The organism is Paracoccus sigandri, assembly GCF_003709565.1.
Taxonomy (GTDB): Bacteria; Pseudomonadota; Alphaproteobacteria; order Rhodobacterales; family Rhodobacteraceae; genus Paracoccus; species Paracoccus siganidrum.
In genome coordinates, this window is sequence record NZ_QNRC01000012.1 from 1 (window position 1) to 21,698 (window position 21,698).

The 21,698-nt window shown below is 69.3% G+C and carries 20 protein-coding genes and 1 pseudogene; 4 read left to right on the top strand and 17 right to left on the bottom strand.

The annotated features are described in order from the left end of the window. From C9E82_RS12255 to C9E82_RS12270, 4 genes and pseudogenes are all read left to right on the top strand, one after another. Nucleotides 1-152 (top strand): annotated as a pseudogene (locus C9E82_RS12255) (NAD-binding protein); the annotation flags it as partial. Nucleotides 153-250: 98 nt separating this feature from the next. Beyond that, on the top strand, nucleotides 251-556 hold the full coding sequence (locus tag C9E82_RS12260; RefSeq protein WP_119898548.1) for a hypothetical protein: 306 nt from the start codon (nucleotides 251-253) through the stop codon (nucleotides 554-556). Nucleotides 557-646: 90 nt separating this feature from the next. After that, nucleotides 647-988: a hypothetical protein gene (locus tag C9E82_RS12265; protein WP_119898549.1), complete on the top strand. Its 342-nt coding sequence runs from the start codon at nucleotides 647-649 to the stop codon at nucleotides 986-988. Between the two features lie 86 nt (nucleotides 989-1,074). After that, on the top strand, nucleotides 1,075-1,275 hold the full coding sequence (locus tag C9E82_RS12270; protein ID WP_119898550.1) for a YgaP family membrane protein: 201 nt from the start codon (nucleotides 1,075-1,077) through the stop codon (nucleotides 1,273-1,275). On the opposite strand, the gene recN is transcribed toward C9E82_RS12270, so the two are convergent. The 17 genes from recN to trmB all read right to left on the bottom strand — a co-directional run bounded on the left by recN (nucleotide 1,265) and on the right by trmB (nucleotide 21,560). Continuing rightward, nucleotides 1,265-2,908 carry a DNA repair protein RecN gene (recN, locus tag C9E82_RS12275; protein ID WP_119898551.1) on the bottom strand — a complete coding sequence of 548 codons (1,644 nt, stop codon included), beginning with the start codon at nucleotides 2,906-2,908 and terminating at the stop codon, nucleotides 1,265-1,267. The two genes, C9E82_RS12270 and recN, sit on opposite strands and share 11 nt — an antisense overlap. A gap of 31 nt (nucleotides 2,909-2,939) precedes the next feature. Further along, the gene (locus C9E82_RS12280; RefSeq protein WP_119898569.1) at nucleotides 2,940-3,794 is read right to left on the bottom strand and encodes an outer membrane protein assembly factor BamD; all 855 of its coding nucleotides are present in this window, start codon (nucleotides 3,792-3,794) and stop codon (nucleotides 2,940-2,942) included. A 184-nt stretch (nucleotides 3,795-3,978) separates the two neighbouring features. Beyond that, nucleotides 3,979-4,911, bottom strand: coding sequence for a UDP-3-O-acyl-N-acetylglucosamine deacetylase (lpxC, locus tag C9E82_RS12285; protein WP_119898552.1), 933 nt, complete (start codon nucleotides 4,909-4,911; stop codon nucleotides 3,979-3,981). A 229-nt stretch (nucleotides 4,912-5,140) separates the two neighbouring features. Continuing rightward, nucleotides 5,141-6,745: a cell division protein FtsZ gene (ftsZ, locus tag C9E82_RS12290; protein WP_119898553.1), complete on the bottom strand. Its 1,605-nt coding sequence runs from the start codon at nucleotides 6,743-6,745 to the stop codon at nucleotides 5,141-5,143. Nucleotides 6,746-6,965: 220 nt separating this feature from the next. Beyond that, nucleotides 6,966-8,300 carry a cell division protein FtsA gene (gene ftsA, locus C9E82_RS12295; protein WP_119898554.1) on the bottom strand — a complete coding sequence of 445 codons (1,335 nt, stop codon included), beginning with the start codon at nucleotides 8,298-8,300 and terminating at the stop codon, nucleotides 6,966-6,968. Between the two features lie 3 nt (nucleotides 8,301-8,303). Next, on the bottom strand, nucleotides 8,304-9,251 hold the full coding sequence (locus C9E82_RS12300) for a cell division protein FtsQ/DivIB (protein ID WP_338068119.1): 948 nt from the start codon (nucleotides 9,249-9,251) through the stop codon (nucleotides 8,304-8,306). Continuing rightward, nucleotides 9,239-10,129, bottom strand: coding sequence for a D-alanine--D-alanine ligase (locus C9E82_RS12305; protein WP_240643567.1), 891 nt, complete (start codon nucleotides 10,127-10,129; stop codon nucleotides 9,239-9,241). The genes C9E82_RS12300 and C9E82_RS12305 overlap by 13 nt, the downstream gene beginning before the upstream one ends. Before the next feature lie 207 nt (nucleotides 10,130-10,336). Then, entirely contained in the window at nucleotides 10,337-11,281 is a 945-nt protein-coding gene (gene murB, locus C9E82_RS12310; RefSeq protein WP_119898556.1) for a UDP-N-acetylmuramate dehydrogenase, read from the bottom strand. Between the two features lie 79 nt (nucleotides 11,282-11,360). Beyond that, a complete protein-coding gene (locus C9E82_RS12315; protein WP_119898557.1) occupies nucleotides 11,361-11,750 on the bottom strand; it encodes a hypothetical protein in 390 nt (129 codons plus the stop codon). Between the two features lie 9 nt (nucleotides 11,751-11,759). After that, a complete protein-coding gene (locus tag C9E82_RS12320; RefSeq protein ID WP_240643568.1) occupies nucleotides 11,760-12,026 on the bottom strand; it encodes a DUF2484 family protein in 267 nt (88 codons plus the stop codon). Further along, the gene (murC, locus tag C9E82_RS12325) at nucleotides 12,023-13,450 is read right to left on the bottom strand and encodes a UDP-N-acetylmuramate--L-alanine ligase (protein WP_119898558.1); all 1,428 of its coding nucleotides are present in this window, start codon (nucleotides 13,448-13,450) and stop codon (nucleotides 12,023-12,025) included. Before murC ends, C9E82_RS12320 begins: the two co-directional genes overlap by 4 nt. Continuing rightward, nucleotides 13,447-14,532 carry a UDP-N-acetylglucosamine--N-acetylmuramyl-(pentapeptide) pyrophosphoryl-undecaprenol N-acetylglucosamine transferase gene (locus tag C9E82_RS12330; protein WP_119898559.1) on the bottom strand — a complete coding sequence of 362 codons (1,086 nt, stop codon included), beginning with the start codon at nucleotides 14,530-14,532 and terminating at the stop codon, nucleotides 13,447-13,449. The genes murC and C9E82_RS12330 overlap by 4 nt, the downstream gene beginning before the upstream one ends. Continuing rightward, complete coding sequence (locus tag C9E82_RS12335; RefSeq protein ID WP_119898560.1) at nucleotides 14,532-15,695, bottom strand: FtsW/RodA/SpoVE family cell cycle protein; 1,164 nt, start codon at nucleotides 15,693-15,695, stop codon at nucleotides 14,532-14,534. Before C9E82_RS12335 ends, C9E82_RS12330 begins: the two co-directional genes overlap by 1 nt. 157 nt (nucleotides 15,696-15,852) lie before the next feature. Continuing rightward, nucleotides 15,853-16,719, bottom strand: coding sequence for an urea carboxylase-associated family protein (locus C9E82_RS12340; protein ID WP_119898561.1), 867 nt, complete (start codon nucleotides 16,717-16,719; stop codon nucleotides 15,853-15,855). A 75-nt stretch (nucleotides 16,720-16,794) separates the two neighbouring features. Then, nucleotides 16,795-17,538 carry a cytochrome c biogenesis CcdA family protein gene (locus C9E82_RS12345; RefSeq protein ID WP_119898562.1) on the bottom strand — a complete coding sequence of 248 codons (744 nt, stop codon included), beginning with the start codon at nucleotides 17,536-17,538 and terminating at the stop codon, nucleotides 16,795-16,797. Nucleotides 17,539-17,658: 120 nt separating this feature from the next. Continuing rightward, nucleotides 17,659-20,313: an Rne/Rng family ribonuclease gene (locus tag C9E82_RS12350; RefSeq protein ID WP_119898563.1), complete on the bottom strand. Its 2,655-nt coding sequence runs from the start codon at nucleotides 20,311-20,313 to the stop codon at nucleotides 17,659-17,661. A gap of 533 nt (nucleotides 20,314-20,846) precedes the next feature. Next, nucleotides 20,847-21,560 (bottom strand): tRNA (guanine(46)-N(7))-methyltransferase TrmB, encoded by a 714-nt coding sequence (gene trmB, locus C9E82_RS12355; RefSeq protein WP_122449289.1) that lies wholly within the window; start codon nucleotides 21,558-21,560, stop codon nucleotides 20,847-20,849. Nucleotides 21,561-21,698: the final 138 nt, after the last annotated feature.

A 21,698-nucleotide genomic window follows, 5' to 3' on the forward strand; every position in this document is an offset into this window, starting at 1 on the left:
ACCTGTCGCAAGAGGCCGCCGCCTCGGCCGGGGCGCAGACGCCGATGGGGGCGCTGGCCCGGCAGCTATATGATCGATTTGTCGAAGAGGAAGGCGGCAAGGGCCGCGATTTTTCGGCAATGTTGCCACAGTTCGTCGAAAAAAACCGCTGATCCGGCGCTTTTCGCGGGAACCAAAGCCGATGTCGCGGAACGGAACCCTCCGCGGCATCGTTTTGCCTGAGAGTTAACGCAGGCCAAGGAAACCCACGATGACGATTGCCCGACCGGTCGCGGCCTCTGCCGCAGCGGCGGTGCTGGCTTATTGCTTTACCGTATCCAGTTTCGCCCAGGGCGCCACCAATGACGGCGCCGCCAGTTCACCCCCGATCTTCCAGGTCGGCGACGTCCTGCCCGAGGCGGATGTGCATATCGTCACCTCGCCCGGCGTCTACGGGCTGGGGCCCGAGCCCCCGGGCAGCCGCTATGCGGTGGCGCATGGCATGCTGATCCGGGTCGATGCGGAAACGACCAAGGTGCTGTCCGTCCTGCGAGAGCAGGCGCGGCCGCTGGACTGAGGGCCGCTATTCGCGGCTTTTCGCGCGCGGCGGCGGAACCACGGGGTGCCCTGGATGGTTGTCCCGAAAACGAGCAGAAGGAAGAATATCGTGGCACAGAGGCTTTACCTGACCGCCACGGCGGTGGGGATCGCGCTGTCCGCCATCGCCGCGACAAGCGCCTGGGTCCTGAGCGATTCCACGGCCGCCGAAAGCGCCGTCACCGCCAGCTGCCTCGCGGATTGCGCGGGCGGCGGCCAGCCCCTGCCCGCCATCGGCGAGCCGGTCGACGAAGAGGCGCTGCATGTCATCACCCATCCCGGCCGCTACGGGCTCAGCCTGGCGCCGTCGGGCAGCCGCTATGGCGTGCTTGACGGGCAGATCGTCCGCTTCAGCGCCAGCGACGGCCAATTGCTGTCGATCCTGCGGCAGACCGACCAGATCCTGGACTGAATGCCGCAGCCCCCGGCGCCGGTCCGGGCTTGACGGCCCGACCCGCCCAGACACATTCTGATAACGTAATGTGTCTGGAGGTTCTCATGACCCGCAATGTCGGCGGCATCGACCGCATCCTGCGCCTGGTCCTTGGCATGGCGCTGATCGCCGCCTTCCTGATCGACCGCGAGGCGGGCCATCGCTGGCTGTATCTGATCGGAATCGTGCCGCTGCTGACGGCGGTGGCCGGAACCTGCCCGCTCTATTCGCTTTTCGGCATCAATACCTGCCGGATCAACCGCTGATCAGGACGCGCGCGGCCTCGGTCGCGGCCTCGGTGATCCGGTCGCCCGACAGCATCCGCGCGATCTCCTCGACCCGCTGGTCGCGGGCCAGCGCGGCGACGGTCGAGGTGGTCATCCCGTCCTCGACCGATTTCGCCACCCGGAAATGATTCGTCCCCAGCGCCGCGACCTGCGGCGAATGGGTCACGACCAGCACCTGCGCATCCTCGGACAGCCGCTTCAGCCGCCGCCCGACCGCATCGGCGGTGGCCCCGCCCACGCCCCGGTCGATCTCGTCGAAGATCAGCACCAGCGCGTCATTGCCGCGCGCCAGGCAGACCTTCAGCGCCAGCAGGAAGCGCGACAGCTCGCCCCCCGAGGCGATCTTGTCCAGGGGACCCGAGGGCGCGCCGGGATTGGTGGCGACGGTGAAGGCCACCGCGTCCTGGCCCTCGGGGCCGGGCTCGGCCTCGGCCAGGCGGGTCTCGAACACCGCGCGCTCCATCTTCAGGGGCGCCAGCTCCGCCGATACCGCCCGGTCCAGCCGCGCCGCCGCCTGGGCACGCGCCACGCTCAGCGCATCGGCGGCCTCGGCATAGGCCTCGTCGGCGGCACGGGCGGCCTGTTGCAGCGCCGCGAGCGAGGCTTCGCCCGCATCGATCCGCCCCAGCCGCTGGCGCAGCTCGTCGGCCAGCCCCGCCAGGTCGTCGGCCAGCACGTCATGCTTGCGCGCCAGGGCCCGCAGCGCGAACAGCCGCTCCTCGGCGGATTCCAGCGCGGCGGGATCGAATTCCATCGCCGACAGCGCATCCTCGACGCCGCGATGCGCCTCGCCCAGCTCGATCAGCGCCCGCGACAGCGCCTGGATCGGCTCGTCCAGCCGCCCCTCGGCCCGGTCCGCCGCCCCTTCCAGCCAGCGATTCGCGTCCAGCATCGCGCCCTCGGCACCCTCGGCGCCCAGCATCTGCAGGGCGCGGGCGACATCCTCGCGGATCCGCTCGGCCGCCTGCATGGAGCGGCGGCGGGTGTCCAGCTCGGCCTCCTCGCCCGGCATGGGCGCCAGGTCGTCCAGTTCCCTGACCGCGTGGCGCAGGAAATCCTCTTCCTCGCGCGCGCGGGCCAGCGCCGCCTCGGCCTCGGCCAGCGCGCGGCGCGCCTCGCGCCGCGCCGCCCATGCCTGGCGCACCGGCGACAGGTCCAGCCCCCCGAAGGCGTCCAGCAGCGCCCGGTGGCCGCGCGGGTTCAGCAGCCCGCGATCGTCATGCTGGCCATGCAGCTCGACCAGAACCTCGGAGAGCTGCCGCAGCACCTCGCCCGAGACGCGCCGGTCGTTCACATAGCCGGTCTTGCGCCCGTCGCCGCCATTGATGCGGCGCAGGATCAGCTCGTCCTCGGGCTCGATCCCGACCTCGGACAGGATCGCGCGGGCCGGATGGGCGGGGGGCAGGTCGAACACCGCCGTGACCTCGCCCTGCGCCGCGCCCTGCCGGACCAGGTCGGCCCGGCCGCGCCAGCCCAGCACGAAGCCCAGGCAATCCAGCAGGATCGACTTGCCGGCCCCGGTCTCGCCGGTCAGCACGTTCAGGCCCGGCCCGAAGGACAGCTCCAGCCGGTCGATCAGCAGCATGTCGCGGATGTCCAGCGAACGCAGCATCGCCGCCCCTTTCAGACCGCGCGGGCGGCCGCTACAGCCACCGGCCCTGGATCATCTGGCGATAGACCGAGGTCAGCCAGCTGTCGCCCTGCACCGTCGCCGACAGGCCGCGGCCGCGCAGCTGCGCATAGGCGTCCTGGTAGAAGGGCGAGGACTGGAAGTTGTGGCCCAGGATCGCCCCGGCCGTCTGCGCCTCGTCGGTCAGGCCAAGCGCCAGATAGGCCTCGGTCAGGCGCAGCAGCGCCTCGGGGGTCTGGGTGGTGGTCTGGAATTCCTCGACCACGACGCGGAATCGGTTGATGGCCGAGCTGTAATGCCCGCGCTTGAGGTAATAGCGCCCGATCTCCATCTCTTTCGCGGCCAGGTGGTCGAAGGCCAGGTCGAATTTCAGGATCGCGCTGCGGGCATATTCGCTGTCGGGATATTCCTCGATCACGCGGCGCAGCGCCTGCAGCGCCTGGAAGGTCAGGCCCTGGTCGCGGCCGACCTCATCGATCTGGTCGTAATAGGACAGGGCCAGCAGATATTGCGCATAGGCCGCGTCCGCATCGCCCGGATAGGTGTCCAGGAATCGCTGCGCGGCGCCGCGCGCCTCTTCGTAATCCTTGGCCCGGTGGTGGCCATAGGCCTGCATGATCAGCGCCCGCTTGGCCCATTCGGAATAGGGATAGAGCCGCTCGACCTCGGAGAAGAAGAAGACCGCCTCGCCGGGGCGGCGGCTGTTCTCCAGCTCGAATTCGCCGCGCTTGTAGATTTCCTCGGCGGTGAAGCGGTCAAGGTTGCGCTTCTCTGCCGATGAGAGGGCCCCGCGATCGCCGCATCCCGCCAGCATGGCCGAGCAAACCACCGCAGCAATCAGAGAAGCCGAAAGTTTCGAGCGCGCCATCTTCATCCTGCCCTTAGATCCTGCCGTGCCGCCCGCCTTTGGCTGGCCGCCGGCACCTCCTAGCACAGAACATCAGGGGGCGCAAAATGGCAATCCGTTGAATTCCGCGCCTGTTTCCAGCGCCCTGTCGGCGGGTGATGCGCAAGAAAACGCCGCCCGCCGACTCGGGTCCAAATCGCCGCGTTCAGATCGCCATCGCGTCGATTCCCGCCTCGGCGCCATAGGCGGCGACGCCGGCGCCGGGAAGGCGGCTTTCCAGGTCGCTGGAGCAGGTCACCCATTCCCATGCGGTGGGATCGGCGAACAGCGCGCGCAGCAGCCGGTTGGTCATCGCGTGACCCGCCCGGTGGCCGGTATAGCGCGCCAGAAGCGGCGCGCCAGCCAGCGCCAGGTCGCCCATCGCGTCCAGCATCTTGTGGCGCACGGCCTCGTCGCGATGGCGGAGGCCGCCCGGCGACAGGACGCGGGCGCCGTCGACGACCACCGCGTTCAGATAGGTGCCGCCCAGGGCCAGGCCATTCTGGCGCATCGCCTCGACATCGGCCTGGCGGCAGAAGGTGCGGCTGTCGGCCAGCTCGCGCAGGAAGGCGCCATTGGCCATGTCCAGCGCCTTCTCCTGATGGCCGATGGCGGCATCGGTGAAGTCGATCTGGAAATCGATCTCCAGGTGATCGGCGGGGGTCAGGCGCGCCCAGGCCGCGCCGTCGCGCACCTCGACCGGGCGCAGCACGCGGATCGCGCGCAGCGGCTGGGCCTGCACCAGGATGCCGGCGCGCAGGATGCCGCGCACGAAGGGCGCCGCCGAGCCGTCCAGGATCGGCACTTCCGGCCCGTCGACCGTGACCAGCGCGTTATGGATGCCGGTCCCGGCCAGCGCGGCCATCACATGCTCGACCGTGGACAGGGTCACGCCCTTGCCGTTGTCCATCAGCGTGCACAGCTGCGAGGGCGTCACATGGTCCCAGCGGGCCGGGATGTCGACCGAGGGCGTCAGGTCGGTGCGGCGGAACATGATGCCGAATCCCGCCGGAGCCGGATGAATCTCCAGCCGCGCCGGGGCGCCGGAATGAAGCCCGACCCCGGTGAAGACAGATTTGGATTTCAGCGTCGCCTGCATGTCATGCCTGCCTGTGAATTGATCTTCCCGGAATCACTCGCTCCGGTATCCATCCAGCTAGGACGCGCCGCACACGCATTCAATTAACGAATTGTAACGGGGTGAAACATTCGCCGCCCGACCCCGCACGGCCCCTGCGGGGAAACACCCAACCCCATGACACGGAACGAAAAAAGGGCCGCTCTGGGCGGCCCTTCAAGGCGGCATTCATGCCGGATTCGTGATCGGATCAATTGGCCTGGCGACGCAGGAAAGCCGGGATCTCGACATTGTCCTGGGCGTGGTCCGGGCTGGCCAGATCGTCGAAATCGGCCTCTTGCTGGCGCGAGCGGACGGCCATGCGGTCGCTGACGCGCTCGGCGATCGAGGCGGCGGCGGGCTTGGCGGCCGGCTGGTCGCCCCCGTGGCCGGCGATCCGCTCCAGCATCCGGCCCAGGCCGGCCATGCGGCCCTGGTGGCGATCCTGCTCGGTCTGCGCCGGCGCGGCGGGCTGTTGCGCGGCGGCACGGCCCGGCTGGTTCTCGACCGCGCGGCGCAGACGCTCCTGCACCTGCGGCGAGGGCGTGCCGGGCGCGGCGCTGCCGCGGGTCGGGGCGAAGAAGCTGTCGGTGCCCTGCTCGACCGAGGGGGTCGCGGCCGGGCGCGCGGCGGCGCGGGCCTGGTAGGCGGGCGGCGGCAGGTCGTCGTCCAGCGCGGCGGGTTCGGCCGCGCGGGGCTCGGCCATCGGCGCCGGGCTGCGGCGCGGCGGCACCTGGTCGTCGTCCTCCAGCCGGGCGGCGGGGGCGTCTTTCTGCGCGACGGGCGGGTTCTGGGTCAGCGGCGCGGCCATGCCGCGGCGCGGGGCCGGCGCCTCGGCGGCGGCAGCGGCGGCCGCATCAATGCCGGTGGCCACGACCGACACGCGGATCGAGCCCTCCATGTCCGGGTCCAGCGTCGAGCCGACGATGATGTTCGCGTCCGAATCGACCTTGTCGCGGATGACGTTCGCGGCCTCGTCCAGCTCGAACAGGGTCATGTCATAGCCGCCGGTGATGTTGATCAGCACGCCCTTGGCGCCGTTCAGGCTGATCTCGTCCAGCAGCGGGTTGGCGATGGCGCGCTCGGCGGCCTCTTGCGCGCGGTTGTCGCCCGCGGCCTCGCCGGTGCCCATCATCGCCTTGCCCATCTCGTCCATCACCGCGCGGACGTCGGCGAAGTCGAGGTTGATCAGGCCCGGACGCACCATCAGGTCGGTCACGCCCTTGACGCCCTGATAGAGCACGTCGTCGGCCATGGCGAAGGCTTCGGTGAAGGTGGTTTTCTCGTTGGCCAGGCGGAACAGGTTCTGGTTGGGGATGATGATCAGCGTGTCGACGACCTTCTGCAGCGCCTCGACGCCCTCCTCGGCCTGGCGCATCCGCTTGGTGCCCTCGAACTGGAAGGGCTTGGTCACGACGCCGACGGTCAGGATGCCCATCTCGCGCGCGGCCTGGGCGATGATCGGGGCGGCGCCGGTGCCGGTGCCGCCGCCCATGCCGGCGGTGATGAAGCACATATGCGCGCCCATCAGGTGATCGACGATATCCTCGATGGTTTCCTCGGCGGCCTTCGCGCCGATCGAGGGCTTGGCGCCCGCGCCCAGCCCCTCGGTCACTTTCGGACCCATCTGGATGCGGCTGTTCGAGCGCGAGCCGGCCAGCGCCTGCGCATCGGTATTGGCGACCACGAACTCGACCCCGTCGAGCTGCTTTTCGATCATGTTGTTGACCGCGTTGCCGCCTGCCCCGCCCACACCGAAAACGGTGATCCGCGGCTTCAGCTCTTCTTCGTCGTTCATCATCAGATTGAGGTTCATGGTTTCCGCCTGTTCTCGTTGGTCTGGCCGGGCGCGGTCCACCCGCTCGAATCCCCGTTATTCCGCCAATCGTAGCGTTTCTGCCGCGTCACGTCACCCGAAAAAGGGCGAAGTAACGCAAAATCTGGCGGTGAATTCCGCGACTCTAGGCGGTATCTTGCCACGGCATCACAATATGGTGGAAGACCGGGGTCCCCACCATATTCCGGGGCCGGCGCCGCTACCAGTTGTTGCGGAACCAGCGATAGGCGCGGCGCAGGCTGCGCGCGGAATAGCTGTCCACCGGCATCTCGAAATCCCACCATTCGTCCTGCGGATGGGCCGCGAACAGCGCCAGCCCGACCGCGCTGGAGAAGCTGGGATCGGTGAACTGATGGGCCAGCCCGTCGATCCTCAGCGGCCGCCCGCAGCGGATGTTCGGGCCCAGGATCCGCGTCGCCAGCCCGTCCAGGCCGGGGATCTGGCTGCCGCCGCCGGTCAGCACGATCTGCTGGCTGGGAAGGTAGTCAAATCCAGCCGCATCAAGGATCTGGCGGACGTTTTCCAGAATTTCCTCGACCCTGGGGCGCATCACGCCGATCACGTCGGCACGGCTGACGGTGCGGCGGTCGGATTCCCAGTCGCCGGTCTCGCCGCCCACCTCGATCATGTCGCGATCGTCGCGGCCGGTGGCCTCGATGCCGCCATTCAGGGTCTTCAGCCGCTCGGCCACCGGCAGCGGCACCCGCAGCCCCTGCGCGATATCCTGCGTGACCAGGTTGCCGCCGATTCTAACTGTGTCGGCGAAGATCATGTGTTTCCTGATGAAAATCGAAACGCCGGTCCCGCCGCCGCCGAAATCGATGCAGGCCGCGCCCAGTTCCTGCTCGTCCTCGACCAGGCTGGCGCGCCCCGCCGCATAGGAGGCCGAGGCGATCCCCGCCAGTTCCAGGTCGCAGCGCCGGATGCATTGCACCAGGTTGCCGACCGCATCGCCGTCGACGGTCATCACATGCATGTCGCAGGCCAGCTTGTTGCCGGCATGGTCGCGCGGATCGGCAAGGCCCGAGCGGTTGTCCACGGCGAAATTCACCGGCTGGGCGTGCAGCACCTCGCGGCCGCGGCCGAAATCCGGCACATCGCAGGCCGCCAGGACCGAGGCCACGTCATGTTCCGTCACCTTGCCCGAGGCCAGCGGGATCTCTCCGGCCAGCCCATAGGATGCGGGCCGCCCGCCCGAGATGCAGGCGATGACGTGATCGACGCGCACGCCGGCGATCTTCTGGGCCTGGGCGACGACGGTGCGGATCGCCTTTTCGGTCTCGGCCATGGTCTCGATCTCGCCATGGCGCATCCCGCGCGACCGGGTCGAGGCCGCGCCGATCACCCGGAAATTCGCCTGCCCCGCCATCGGCCCGACGCCGTCGGTTTCGCGAAACGTGCCGGTGCCGTCGAAATTCAGCACCAGGCAGGAAATCTTCGAGGTCCCGACATCCAGGATGCCGATCACGCCGCGCTGCAATGCCGCGCGCCGCATGTTCCGCATTGCCCGTTGCGTCTGATACAGTGCCGCCATCGCCTAGCCCCCCTGTTTCTCGTCAATGACCTTGCCGTCGGGCCCCAGCGGCGGCAGCCCGCGAACGGAACGAATCGTGTTGCGCGCATCGACCCCCAGCCGCATCACCGGCCGCGAGGGATTGCGCAGGTCGATCACGTCGATGTCGCGCCCCAGCAGGTCCTGTTGCCGGTGCAGCGCGATCGCCGCCTCCAGCGCGACGGCGCCGCCTTCGGCCGGCAGCATGATCCGCTGGCCGTGATCCAGCACCACGTCCCAGCGCCGTTCGCCGCGATAGACCAGCCCGCGCAGCCGCGGCAGGATCGGCCCCGCCGCATCGACCAGCGCCAAGGCCTCTTGCGCAGCGCGATCCGCCCCCTCGCCCGCGATCAGCGGCAGGTCGGGACGCACCTCGCGCGAGGTCACGCTGGCCACACGATGGCCCGAGGCGTCCAGGATCTCGATGCCGCGCCCATGCCGCCACAGCAGCGCGGGCACGCGTTCCTTGACCACGGCGGACAGGATCCCGCCGGGCTTGATGCGCAGGTCGATGGTTTCCACCGCGTCAAGCTGCATCACCTGCAGGCGCAGCGCGGTCAGGTCGATGTCGAAGCTGGAGGCCGGCAGATCGACGGGCAGCATCGCCCTGAGCGCCTTGTCCACCACCGGCGAGGCGCCCTCGATGGTCATCATCCTGACCATGAATTCCTCGCGGCTCTGGACCTTCTGGACCAGCCCGTCGATGCCGTCGGTCAGGCTGGCGCGGCGATCCTCGTCGGCAAGCCACAGCCCGGCGGTCATGGCGACCAGGAAGGCGGGCAGGCCGATGCGCACGGTGCGGCGCCAGATCGGCCGCAGCCACATCCGCTCCAGCCGGTATTTCAGCCGCGAGGGCGCCGGGTCGCGCCTGACGCGCTGGACCGGCTGGGGCTGGGGCTGCCGGCCGGGCCGATGATCGATCACCTCGGGCACAGCGCGTCCTCCACCATCCAGCGCATCAGCGCGGGAAAGTCGATGCCGGCATGGGCGGCCTGTTCGGGCGCCAGCGAGGTGGGCGTCATGCCGGGCTGGGTGTTCACTTCCAGCAGGATCAGCCCGTCCAGCCCGCGCGAGTCGTCCCAGCGGAAATCGGTGCGCGACAGGCCCCGGCATCCCAGCGCGGCATGGGCGCGGACGGCATAGTCCAGGCAGGCGGCCTCGATCTCGGCCGGGATTTCCGCCGGGATCACGTGGCGAGAGCCGCCCGCCGTGTATTTGGCGTCATAGTCATACCAGCCATCGGTCAGGATCTCGGTCACACCCAGCGCGCGGTCGCCCATCACCGCGGTGGTCAGCTCGCGCCCCGGCGCATAGGTTTCGACCATCACCCGCGCGGGCATCTCCGCCCCCAGCTGCGGCGGCTGGTTGGCGCCGTCCTGGACGATATATACGCCGACCGAGGAACCCTCGTCATTGGGCTTGACCACATAGGGCGGGGCGATGACGTGGCGGCGGCAGACCTCGGCCGCCTCGGCGATGACGCTTTCGACCACCGGCAGGCCGGCGGCGCGGAAGGCCTCTTTCGCGCGGGTCTTGTCCATCGCCAGGGCCGAGGCCAGCACGCCCGAATGCGTATAGGGCAGACCCAGCCATTCCAGCAGCCCCTGCACGCAGCCATCCTCGCCCCAGCGGCCATGCAGGGCGTTGAAGACCACATCCGGGGCGGCCTCGGCCAGCCGGGCCACCAGCCCGCCGCCGAGCGCCTTGCCCGGATCGATCTCGATCACCTTGTAACCCGCCACCCGCAATGCCGCCGCGCATTCGCGCCCCGAGGACAGCGACACCTCGCGCTCGGCCGAGGGTCCGCCCATCAGAACGGCTACGGTGTGGGCTGTCCTGCTCGACCTGCCCGCCACGTTCTTTGCCTTTCGCGCCCGGTTTGTCCGGGCTTTCGTTCAATTTCGCGCGGCCGGGTTCAGCCCGGTCCTGCGCCTGCCAGGGCAGGATAGCGTCAAAGCGCGAATCACAAAAGGGCCATTTCGCGCAATCACATCAGAATATTGGCGGAATCCGGCCGCTCAGGCCGGCTGGTCGCCCTCGGGCAGAGGATCGCCGACGCGGATCACTTCCCATTGCAGCTCGTGGCCGCTGTCTTCCAGCACGCGGCGGCGGACCAGCTCGCCCAGGGCCTCCAGCTCGGCCGCCGTGGCGCCGCCGGTATTCAGCAGGAAATTCGGGTGCTTTTCCGACATCTGCGCGCCGCCCCAGCTGTGGCCGCGCAGCCCCGCCCGGTCGATCAGCGACCAGGCCTTCAGGTCATGCGTGTCGTCCTCGCGCCCGGTCGAGCTGAAGCCGGCCGGGTTGCGGAAGGTCGAACCGGCGCTGCGCTCTCTGGTCGGCTGGGTCTCGTCGCGCCTTGCCAGCTGCGCGGCCATCTTCTCGTGCAGGGCGTCGGGATCGCCGGAGTCGGCGCGGAAGACGGCCTCGGTCAGCACCCAGCCCTCGGGCAGGTCGGAATGGCGATAGGCGAAGTTCAGGTCCGCGGGCGTCAGCACCACCTCGCGCCCGTCACGGGTGACGGCGCGGGCCTGGACCAGGTGATCGGCCACATAGGTGCCATAGCAGCCGGCATTCATCCGCACCGCCCCGCCGATGCTGCCGGGAATGGTGCGCAGGAAGGTCAGGTCGCGCCCGGCATCCGCCGCGCGCCTGGCCACCTGCGCGTCCAGCGCCGCGGCCCCGGCGGTGACCAGATCGCCCTCGACCGAGACGGCGTTGAAGCCGCGCCCCAGCCGGACCACCACGCCCCGGATGCCGCCGTCGCGCACGATCAGGTTGCTGCCGACACCGATGGGAAAGACCGGCATGGCCGGGTCCAGATCGCGCAGGAAGTCGGCCAGGTCCTGCGCGTCTGCGGGCTGGAACAGCCAGTCGGCGGGTCCGCCCACGCGCAGCCAGGTCAGCCCGTCAAGGGCGCGGTTCGGGATCAGGTTGCCACGGGTGGGGGGAAGTTCGCTTGTCATGGCTGCGGAAATATCACCACATATCGCGGATCAGAAGCCCCGAAACCGCCGCGCGCGGGGGATCGGCGGCGATCCCGCCCTATTCGATCGCGCTGAGCATGACGGCAATCCCGGCCACGATAGCAAAGGCGATAACGTCCCAGGGCTTTGCGAAAGACGCGTGCCGCGTCACCGGGCGCCCTGCGACATGGCGCTGAAACAGCTCATATCCCCAGCGCAGCAGCGCGCCCACAACCATGCCCGCCGCACCCACACCCATCAGGATCATCATGATGATGCCGACGATCCCGGCTAGGTAGCCGACGGTCTTTCCCTCGCTGATAACCCAGCAGACAATCGCGCCAAGCCCGAAAACCGCAAGCGCGCCAAGCAGCCAGCCGAAGCTGCGCGCCGCCACGCGCACCCAGCCCGACCATGCGGCGAGAAGCGCAAGAACGGCCGGAACGGCGAAGACCGCGACATCGATCATGCCCGCGCCTCAGTGCAGGCCGCGATGGACCGGCTCTCGCCGCCGCCGCACCGTCTGCAGCGGCGAACGCAGCAGCACCCACAGCCCCATGGCGAAGGCGCCGAAGCCCATGACCGGCCCCCAATGCAGCGTCAGCCAGCCCAGCACCGGCACGCCGACCAGCACCAGCCCCCAGAAGGCCGCCGGGCGATGCTTCGCGCGCAGGAAGGGGATCAGGCAGGCCGCGACCAGCCAGGCCGAGGCCACCAGCAGCGAGAGGTAGGAGGGAACGATCACGCGGCCCGTCCCTGCAAGCGCGCCGGCAGCCCGTTGGCCCAGGTCGAGATCGTCCCGGCGCCCAGGCAGACCACCATGTCCCCCGGCCGCGCCTGTTCGCGCACCAGCCGCTCCAGGTCGTCCTCGGACAGGATGGCGCGGGCGTGGCGATGGCCATGGGCGATCAGCCCGGCGACCAGGTCGTCGCGGCTGGCGCCGGGGATCGGCTCCTCGCCCGCGGCATAGACCTCGGCGATGGCGACCACGTCGGCCTCGTTGAAGCAGGTGCAGAAATCGTCGAAGAGGCTGGACAGCCGGGAATAGCGATGCGGTTGATGCACGGCGATGACCCGGCCGGTCGTCGCCTGGCGCGCGGCCTTCAGCACGGCGGCGATCTCGACCGGATGGTGGCCGTAATCGTCGATGATGGTGACGCCGTTCACCTCGCCCACGCGGGTGAAGCGGCGGCCCACGCCGCCGAACTTGGCCATTGCCTCGCGGATCTCGGATTTCTTGATGCCCAGGTGGCGGGCGACGGCCACGGCGGCCAGCGCGTTACTGACATTGTGATCGCCCGGCATGGGCAGGCTGCAGCCCTCGATCATCTCGATATCGCCGGTCTCGGAGGGACCCTCGCCCTGCAGCGCGATGTCGAAATGCGCGATGCCCGATTCATAGCGCAGGTTCATCGCCCGCACATCGGCCTGGGCGTTGAAGCCGAAGGTGACCACGCGGCGGTCGGTCAGCTTGCCGACCAGCGCCTGAACCTCGGGGTGGTCGGTGCAGCACACCGCCAGCCCGTAGAAGGGAATGCCCGAGGCGAAATCGTAAAACCCCTTCCGCAGCGCGTCGAAGCTGCCCCAATGCTCCATATGCTCGGGGTCGATATTGGTGATGATGGCGATGTCGGCGGGCAGGCGGTTGAAGCTGCCGTCGCTCTCGTCGGCCTCGACCACCATCCATTCGCCGGCGCCGGCCCGCGCGTTGCTGCCATAGGCATGGATCACGCCGCCATTGATGACCGTCGGATCCAGCCCGCCCGCATCCAAGAGCGTCGCCACCATGGTCGTCGTCGTCGTCTTGCCATGCGTCCCGGCAATCGCGATGTTCGAGCGCATCCGCATCAGTTCCGCCAGCATCTCGGCCCGGCGCACCACGGGCAGGCCCCGGCGGCGGGCCTCCTCCAGCTCGGGATTGCCCTTCTTGATCGCGGTCGAGATCACCACCACGCCCGCCTCGCCGATATTCTCGGCGCGCTGGCCCTCGAAGACGGTGGCGCCCAGGCCTTCCAGCCGGTCGGTGATCTTCGAGCGTTTCAGGTCGCTGCCCTGCACGGGATAGCCAAGCGTCAGCAGCACCTCGGCGATGCCGGACATGCCGATGCCGCCGATGCCGACGAAATGGATCGGGCCCAGATCGAAGGGCAGCTTGGTGGCGGCGTTCATGTCGCTATCTCCGTCACGAGTTCATACAGGCGCCGCGCCGCATCGGGCCGGCCGAGGGACAGCGCAGCACTGGCCATGGCTTGCGCCTGCGCGGGGTCGGAAAGGATCGCGCGGATGTCGCCCGCCAGCGATGCGGCGTCAAGCCTCGATTCGGGCCAGACCCTGGCCGCGCCGCCTTCCGACAGCATCCGGGCATTGGCGCTCTGATGGTCGCCTGCCGCGGCGGCATAGGGGATCAGGATCGCCGGCCGGCCGATCGTGGTGATGTCGGCGATCGAGGAGGCGCCCGACCGGCTGACGACCAGCTGCGCCGCCGCGATCCGCTGCGGCACGTCGTCGAAGAAGGGCCGCACCTCGGCCCGGACGCCCGCATCGGCATAGGCAGCGGTGACGCGCGCGGCGTCCTCGGCCCGCGCCTGGTGGCTGACATGCAGGCGTTTTCGCATCTCCTCGGGCAGGGCGGCGACGGCGGCGGGGACCACGTCGGACAGCACCCGCGCGCCCTGGCTGCCGCCGATCACCAGCAGCTCCAGCACCCCCTCGCCCGGCGCGGCATAGGGCGCGCCCGCCCGTTCCAGCACGGCGGCGCGGACCGGATTGCCGGTATGGACGCCCTTGACGCCCTCGGGCAGCTCGGTCGGCCAGATGCCGCAGGCGACGCGGCCCACGCGCGGCGCGAAGATCCGGTTCACCCGGCCCATCACGCCATTTTGTTCGTGGATCATGCGCGGCAGCCCCAGCGTCACCGCTGCCGACAGCGCCGGGATCGTCGGATAGCCGCCGAAGCCGATCACGACCGAGGGGCGGTCGCCGCGAAAGGCCCGCCGCGCCGCCATCACCCCGGCGGCGATCCTGAAGGGCGCGGCCAGCTTGCCCGGCAGCCCCCCCCGCGCGGTGGTGGCCGAGGCCACGACCTCGCGCGCGACCGCGGGCGGGAAGGCCCCGGCATAGCGCGCGCCGCGATCGTCGGTGGACAGCTTCACCCGCCAGCCCTCGGCCAGCAGCAGTTCGGCCAGCGACTGCGCGGGAAACATGTGCCCGCCGGTGCCGCCGGCGGCAATCAGGGCCAGGGGTGCCGCCATCAGCGCCCCCGCCGCAGCAATTCGGCGAATTCGCCCTGCGGCCGCGTCCGGGTCAGCGCCAGCAGCATCCCCACCGCGATCCCCGAGGCGATCACGGACGAGCCGCCATAGCTGACGAAGGGCAGCGTCATCCCCTTGGCCGGCAGCAGCCGCACCGCGACGCCCATGTTGATCAGCGCCTGCACGCCGAAGGCGCAGGCCAGCCCCGCCCCGGCGATGCGGGTGAAGGGCTCGCGCTCGCGCATCATGCGCAGCAGGCTGCGGGTGACGATGATCGCGTAAAGCACGATGATCGCCAGCACCATGACCAGGCCATATTCCTCGGCCGCGACGGCGATGATGAAGTCGGTATGCGCGTCTGGCAGCTGCCATTTCACGCTGCCCTCGCCCACGCCGACGCCGAAGAAGCCGCCCTCCATGATCGCATGGGTGGCATAGCCGATCTGGGTGCGCGGGTCGATCTCGGGCGACAGGAATCCGTCGATGCGGCGCGCGAAATGGTCCGAGGCGCCGTAGGAGAACACCCCGCCCACAACCGCCAGCCCGGCGACGATCATCAGCGGCAGCAGCGACGAGCCCGAGACGAAATACATCACGCCCCAGGAAAACAGCACCAGCGAGGCCTGGCCGAAATCGGGCTGCAGCGCCAGCAGCGTCACCACGATGGCTGCGACCGCCAGCGAGATCGAGCGTCCCGGAGGCCCCCCGACCTGCTGCGCCGCCGCCATGCACCAGGCGCAGAGCGCGACGAAGGCGGGTTTCAGGAACTCGGACGGCTGGATCGAGATGAAGCCGAGGCTCAGCCAGCGGGTCGCGCCCTTGCCGAAATCGGTGCCGATCACCGGCAGCGCCAGGATCATCAGGAAAGCCCCGGCAAAGCCCAGCACCCCCAGCCGGCGCACCTGGCGCGGCGACAGCATCGAGATCACCAGCATCACGAACAGCGCCACGCCGCCGAAGAAGGCCTGGCGCTGCACATAGTAGAAGCGCGGCAGGTTGTTCTTTTCCGCCAGCGGCACCGAGGCCGCCAGACCCAGCAGCAGCCCGATCGCAAACAGGCCCAGCACGCAGACCAGCGACCATTTGTCCAATGTGCGCCACCAGCGTGGAAGAATCGGGTCGCCCGCCCGCGCGGGCGTGGAGCCAAAGACCATCTCGGTCATGGGAATACCGCCGTCACTGCCTCTGTCCTGTCCGGTTTTCCCGGATCTGGCCGCCAGCATAGCGCGAAAGATGCCTCCGCGCCACAGTCGATTATGCGTTGATCGCAGATACTTGACAGGATTTGCCGGCGCCCCCGCCCGGATCAGCCCGCCCGGATCACTCGGCCGTGCCGTGGCTGCGGTCATAGCCGTTGGGCGGGGGCGGCGCCCAGCCCTCGGGCGCGGCGGCGGGGCGGAAGATCTCGACCAGCAGCGGATGGCAGGCGGCCTTGTCCGAGGAATGCTCGCCCCCGCAATCGCCGCCCGGACAGGCGGACAGCGCGCCCAGAAGGTCGATCTCGGCGAAGAACTCGATGAAGTCGCCGGGCCGGACCGGGCTGGCCTTCATGAAATACTGGCCCGTGTCGCGCGCGAATCCGGTGCACATGAAGACGTTCAGCACGTCATGGACATGGCGCTCGGCCTCGGCCAGCGGCAGGCCGCGCGCCTGCGACAGAGCGCGGGTCAGGTTGGAATGGCAGCAATGGTGATACTGCCCGCCATCCGACAGAAGGTTGTGCGTATAGGGATCGCAGCGCGTGCCGATCACGTCATGGACCCCGCCGCCGAACGCGTCGAAACCATACCAGTCCAGCGTGTCCTCGGTGATCGTCGCCATCGGCCGCAGCGTCGGGAAAGAGGACCACATCCGGTCCCCCGCCGACAGATGCGTGCCATGCAGCGCACGGGTCTTGCCGGAATAGAACCGTTCGGACAGGTCGGCCGACCACAGGTTCAAATCGCCCACCTGCGGCCCCTCGATGCTGGTGATGCGGAAGAAATGCCCGGCCGGTACCTCGAAGCAGCGCGCCTCGCGCGCGGGCACGACATGTTCGCCGATCCGCGCCCAGCCCGCCCGCGCGGCCCGCAGCGCCGGCAGGCCGGGATCCGGCAGGTGCTGGACCGGATAGCAGATGACCGGCGCCACGGCGCGGCGCGCATCGGCGTCCTGGGGGGCGGGATGTTCGGGCGTGGCGGGTTTCATGGGGCTCTCCTGTGCTGGCGCCTTGCCATCATGGCGCAAGCGCGGGCGAAGACCAGCCCCGATCATCCGCCCGGATCAGCCCAGGGTGGCCAGGATCGGGAAGGTTTCCAGCAGCCAGAAGGCGAAGGCCGAGAAGGCGCCGGTCAGCAGCATCACCCCCACCACGACCAGCAGCGCGCCCATCGCCCGCTCGATGGCCTTCAGATGCGGCTTGATGCGGTTCATCAGCCCCATGGCGCGGTTGATGAAGATGGCCGACAGCAGGAAGGGAATGCCCAGCCCCAGCGCATAGACGGCCAGCAGCGCCGTGCCGCGCGACAATTCGCCCCCGGTCGCGGCCAGCGACAGGATCATGCCCAGCTGCGGGCCGATGCAGGGCGTCCAGCCGAAGGCGAAGGCCAGGCCCAGCACATAGGCGCCGAACGCGCCGCCATCCTGCCGCCCGGCCTCCAGCCGCGCCTCCTGGTCCAGGATCGGGATGCGGAAGACATGCAGGAAATGCAGACCCATGGCGATGACCATGACGCCCGCGACCTTGGCCAGCACGTCCTGATATTGCAGGAAGGCCCGCCCGAAGGCCGAGGCCGCGAAGCCCATCACCAGGAACACCGTCGACAGGCCCAGCACGAAGAAGCAGGCCGGCAGCACCGCGCTGCGTTCCCGCGCCTTCAGCCCGCCCACGCCCACGCCGGTCATATAGGCCAGGTAGGGCGGCACGATCGGCAGCACGCAGGGCGACAGGAAGGACAGAAGCCCGGCCAGCAGCGCCACGAAGGCGGCAGGCAGGAAGGCGGCGGCGGCAAGATCGATTCCCAGCATGGCAGGCACTCTAGCCGCTGGCGCGGCCGGGGCCAGAGGCCAGAACGTCACGGCTGCGTGCATCATGGAAAAAGGCGCGAAGGTTTCCCCCCGCGCCCGATTTCCTGTTCGCCTGTCCGGTCAGCGGCCGCCGGACCACCAGCCGCGGCGCTTGGGCCGGTCGGCATCGGTCTCGGCCAGCTCGGGCTCGCGCGCCTCGGGCGCCGTGGCGACATTGGCGGCGGGATCCTCGGCCGGCGCGGGTTCCGCGTCGGCATCGGCATCCGCGACAGGCTCCTCGGCGGGTTCCGCCTCGGGTGCCGAGGGTTCCTCGGCAGGCGCTTCCTCGGCAGGCGCTTCCGCAACCGGCGCTTCCGCGACGATTTCGGCTTCGGCCGGCGCCTCGGAGGCGACGGTTTCCTCGACCGCTTGCGGCGCGGGTTCGGCGGCGGGCTCGGCCACAGGCTCGACCGGCGCGCTGTCGGCAACCGCCGGTTTCGGCGCATTCAGGCCGGGCAAGGCATCGGCGCGGGCATCCCCTGCCTGGTCGCGCAGGTCGACCACTTCGGGCAGCGCCTCGCCCTGCAGCTCGGCCCGATCCCCCTTGCGCCGCGACCGGGACCGCGAGCGGGACCGGCGCTTGCCGCCCTCCTCCGCCTCGCCCTCGGGGGCTGCCACAACCGGCTCTGCCTCGACATCAGGCTCGGCCTCGGCGGCCTCGGCGGCAACGGGTTCGACCTCGTCACCATCGGCGGCGGCGTCCTCGCCCTCGCCCGCCTCCGGCCGTTCGCCGGGTTTCCGGCGCCGACGGCGGCGGCGGCGGCGTCCGCGGCCCTCGCCGTTCTCGTCCTCGGCAGCGGCCTGCGGCTCCTCGGCGCGCTCTTCCTCGACCTCCAGATCCTCTTCGACCAGGTCCTCTTCCTCGTCGTCGATCCGCGCCATCAGGTCGGCATCGACCGACAGGACCGGCTGGGCGACCTCGGGGACGGCGCGGGTCGCGGTCTTGAACTTCTCGATCGCGTAATCGGGCGAGATCAGCGCCGGATCGGCCTCCAGCCGGACCGAGAGCCCATAGCGCGCCTCGATCCCGGCGATATGCTCGCGCTTGGTGTTGAACAGGAAGTTGATGACCGCGACCGGCGCCTTGACCAGCACCTCGCGCGACCGCTTGCGGGTGCCTTCCTCCTCGATGGCGCGCAGGATGGTCAGCGCAAGGCTGTCGTCGCTGCGGATCAGGCCGGTGCCGTGGCAATGGGCGCAGGGCTGGGTGGTCGATTCCAGCATCCCCGGCCGCAGCCGCTGGCGGCTCATCTCCATCAGGCCGAAGCCCGAGATGCGGCCGACCTGGATCCGCGCGCGGTCCGATTTCAGCTTGTCCTTCAGGCGCTTCTCGACGGCGGCGTTGTTCTTGCGCTCTTCCATGTCGATGAAGTCGATGACGATCAGCCCGGCCAGATCGCGCAGCCGCAACTGGCGGGCGACCTCGTCAGAGGCCTCCAGGTTGGTCTTCAGCGCGGTTTCCTCGATCGAGCCTTCCTTCGTCGCCCGGCCCGAGTTCACGTCGATGGCGACCAGCGCCTCGGTCACGCCGATGACGATATAGCCGCCGGATTTCAGCTGCACGACCGGGTTGAACATCGCCCCCAGGTAGCTTTCCACCTGATAGCGGGCGAAAAGCGGCATCTGGTCGCCGTAATGCTTCACGTTCTTCGCGTGGGACGGCATGATCATCTTCATGAAGTCCTTGGCCACGCGATAGCCGCGCTCGCCCTCGACCAGCACCTCGTCGATCTCCTTGGAGTAGAGATCGCGGATCGAGCGCTTGATCAGGTCGCCCTCCTCGTAGATCGGCGCGGGGGCGATGGACTTGAAGGTCAGATCGCGGATCTGTTCCCACAGGCGCAGCAGGTATTCGTAGTCGCGCTTGATCTCGGTCCGGGTGCGCTGGCTGCCGGCGGTGCGGATGATCAGGCCCGCGCCCTTCGGCACGTCCAGCTCGCCCGCGATGTCCTTCAGCTTCTTGCGGTCGGCCGCATTGGTGATCTTGCGGCTGATGCCGCCGCCGCGCGCGGTGTTGGGCATCAGCACGCAGTAACGGCCGGGCAGCGACAGGTAGGTGGTCAGCGCGGCGCCCTTGTTGCCGCGTTCCTCCTTGACGACCTGGACCAGCATGATCTGCCGGACCTTGATCACTTCCTGGATCTTGTAGCGGCGCGGGCGCGGCTTCTTCGAGACGCGGATTTCCTCGGTCACGTCCTCTTCGGCGACGGATTCGATCGTCTCGTCGCGGTCCGAGGCATCGCTTTCGGGCCGGTCGCCGGCATCGTCGGCGCCCTGGTCGTCGCCGTTGTCGCCCGCCTCGGCCGCGCTATCGGCGTCGGCTTCGATATCGGCCGAGGCCGCCTCCTGCGTGGCGATCTCGTCGCCCTGCTCGGCCTTCTGCGCCCTGGGGGCGGGCTTGCGGCGGCGTCCGCGCGGGCTGGATTCCTCGGCCTCCTGCGCCTCGGCATAGGCGCGTTCCTCGGCGATCAGCGCCTCGCGGTCGGCGGCGGGGATCTGGTAGTAATCCGGGTGGATCTCGGCGAAGGCCAGGAAACCGTGGCGGTTGCCGCCGTAATCCACGAAGGCCGCCTGCAGCGAGGGCTCGACCCGCGTGACCTTGGCCAGGTAGATGTTTCCGGAAAGCTGTCGCTTGTTTACGGTCTCGAAATCAAATTCTTCGACCTTTGTTCCATCGACCACGACCACCCGAGTTTCCTCGGCATGGGTGGCGTCGATCAGCATCTTTTTTGCCATTTTTATGTCTTTCGCGCAGGCATGCGCCGGGTGGCGCCAAGGGCGCCCCCGGTTGATGGCTGCGATATGATGAGGACACGGGCGCCGCGGCAGAGACAAGCCGACCCTGGGCCGGACATGCCGTCCGCCTCCCCTGGTCCGATCCTTCCTGCGCGCGCGTCATCGCGTCTGTTCCTTCGAAATACCCGGCGGCACGAGGCCGGACCGGGTCGCTGTCCGTTACCGCCCCCGGCGCGAATGACCGCAGCGAAGGGCGCGTTTTCCGCGTGGCACATGCTGCCCGCCAATCGGTCGGGACCAGAGGTGCCACGCTGCGAAACTGTCGGCGCAAGCAACCCGTGGTTGAGGATCGCAAAGCGCATGACTGCAACATAGAGGCTATGACAGGGCGATTTCAATGGCGAAAATCCGACCAATCGTCTCGGTTGATCGGCATCGGCCAGGACCGGCCGTCGCGGCCCCGCCTCGCAGGCAGTCGAAAACGCCGCGACATGGCCCCGCGGTCTTGCAGGAATTCAGCCCCTTGACCGGGATCACCTGCGGCGGAAGGTGGCGTAATGGGGCACCCGCCCCTCGCGCAGAGCCTTCTGCTCATAGCGGGTGGACAGCCAGTCCTGCCAGGGCTCGGGCCCCTCGGCCACCAGGTCGAACCCGGCCAGGGGCACCTCCTCAAGCGTCTGGCGCATGTAGTCGGGAATGTCGGTCGCCACGCGGAATTCCGCCCCCGGTTGCATCACCCGTGCCAGCGGGATCAGATGTTCGGGGGTCACGAAGCGGCGGCGATGGTGGCGCGCCTTGGGCCAGGGGTCGGGATAGTTCAGGAAGGCCTTCGCGATGCTGGCCGGGGGCAGCACGTCCATCAGGTCGCGCGCATCGCCCGGATGGACGCTGACATTGCCGACGCCCGCCGCCCGGATCTTGCCCAGGAGCATGGCGACGCCGTTGATGAAGGGCTCGCAGCCGATGATGCCGATCTCGGGATAGCTCGCTGCCATGTGGACCATGTGCTCGCCGCCGCCGAAGCCGACCTCCAGCCAGACGGGCCGGGCGTCGCCGAAGATCGCCGCCGGGTCGATGGGCGCGCGCGCGGGGTTTTCCCGAGGCGTGATGCCGCGCGGGCGCAGCTCGCCCAGATCCTCGGAGAGATAGCCCTTCTGGCTCTGGCGCAGGGTCTTGCCATGCCGGCGGCCGTAGAAGTTGCGGCGCGGCGGGTTCGGGTCGAAGGCGGATTTCGGCGTGTCGCTCATGGCGCGGGGCTTTGCACCGGGCGGCGGGCCGGGTCAAGGGCCGAGCGTTGCGCGGGGTGGCGTCCCGCGGAAGCCGGGGGCGCTTCGCCCCCCGGACCCCCCGAGGATATTTGGCCAAGATGAAAGATGGGAGATCTT

What these genes read in the sequence shown, in the direction of transcription:
- lpxC (WP_119898552.1), bottom strand. Translation starts at nt 4,911, where the DNA reads ATGCAGGCGACGCTGAAATCCAAATCTGTCTTCACCGGGGTCGGGCTT.
- C9E82_RS12305 (WP_240643567.1), bottom strand. Translation starts at nt 10,129, where the DNA reads ATGGGCGGACCCTCGGCCGAGCGCGAGGTGTCGCTGTCCTCGGGGCGC.
- ftsA (WP_119898554.1), bottom strand. Translation starts at nt 8,300, where the DNA reads ATGGCGGCACTGTATCAGACGCAACGGGCAATGCGGAACATGCGGCGC.
- C9E82_RS12315 (WP_119898557.1), bottom strand. Translation starts at nt 11,750, where the DNA reads ATGATCGATGTCGCGGTCTTCGCCGTTCCGGCCGTTCTTGCGCTTCTC.
- C9E82_RS12260 (WP_119898548.1), top strand. Translation starts at nt 251, where the DNA reads ATGACGATTGCCCGACCGGTCGCGGCCTCTGCCGCAGCGGCGGTGCTG.
- trmB (WP_122449289.1), bottom strand. Translation starts at nt 21,560, where the DNA reads ATGAGCGACACGCCGAAATCCGCCTTCGACCCGAACCCGCCGCGCCGC.
- ftsZ (WP_119898553.1), bottom strand. Translation starts at nt 6,745, where the DNA reads ATGAACCTCAATCTGATGATGAACGACGAAGAAGAGCTGAAGCCGCGG.
- C9E82_RS12330 (WP_119898559.1), bottom strand. Translation starts at nt 14,532, where the DNA reads ATGGCGGCACCCCTGGCCCTGATTGCCGCCGGCGGCACCGGCGGGCAC.
- C9E82_RS12280 (WP_119898569.1), bottom strand. Translation starts at nt 3,794, where the DNA reads ATGGCGCGCTCGAAACTTTCGGCTTCTCTGATTGCTGCGGTGGTTTGC.
- C9E82_RS12335 (WP_119898560.1), bottom strand. Translation starts at nt 15,695, where the DNA reads ATGACCGAGATGGTCTTTGGCTCCACGCCCGCGCGGGCGGGCGACCCG.
- murC (WP_119898558.1), bottom strand. Translation starts at nt 13,450, where the DNA reads ATGAACGCCGCCACCAAGCTGCCCTTCGATCTGGGCCCGATCCATTTC.
- murB (WP_119898556.1), bottom strand. Translation starts at nt 11,281, where the DNA reads ATGACAAGCGAACTTCCCCCCACCCGTGGCAACCTGATCCCGAACCGC.
- C9E82_RS12270 (WP_119898550.1), top strand. Translation starts at nt 1,075, where the DNA reads ATGACCCGCAATGTCGGCGGCATCGACCGCATCCTGCGCCTGGTCCTT.
- C9E82_RS12350 (WP_119898563.1), bottom strand. Translation starts at nt 20,313, where the DNA reads ATGGCAAAAAAGATGCTGATCGACGCCACCCATGCCGAGGAAACTCGG.
- C9E82_RS12340 (WP_119898561.1), bottom strand. Translation starts at nt 16,719, where the DNA reads ATGAAACCCGCCACGCCCGAACATCCCGCCCCCCAGGACGCCGATGCG.
- recN (WP_119898551.1), bottom strand. Translation starts at nt 2,908, where the DNA reads ATGCTGCGTTCGCTGGACATCCGCGACATGCTGCTGATCGACCGGCTG.
- C9E82_RS12345 (WP_119898562.1), bottom strand. Translation starts at nt 17,538, where the DNA reads ATGCTGGGAATCGATCTTGCCGCCGCCGCCTTCCTGCCTGCCGCCTTC.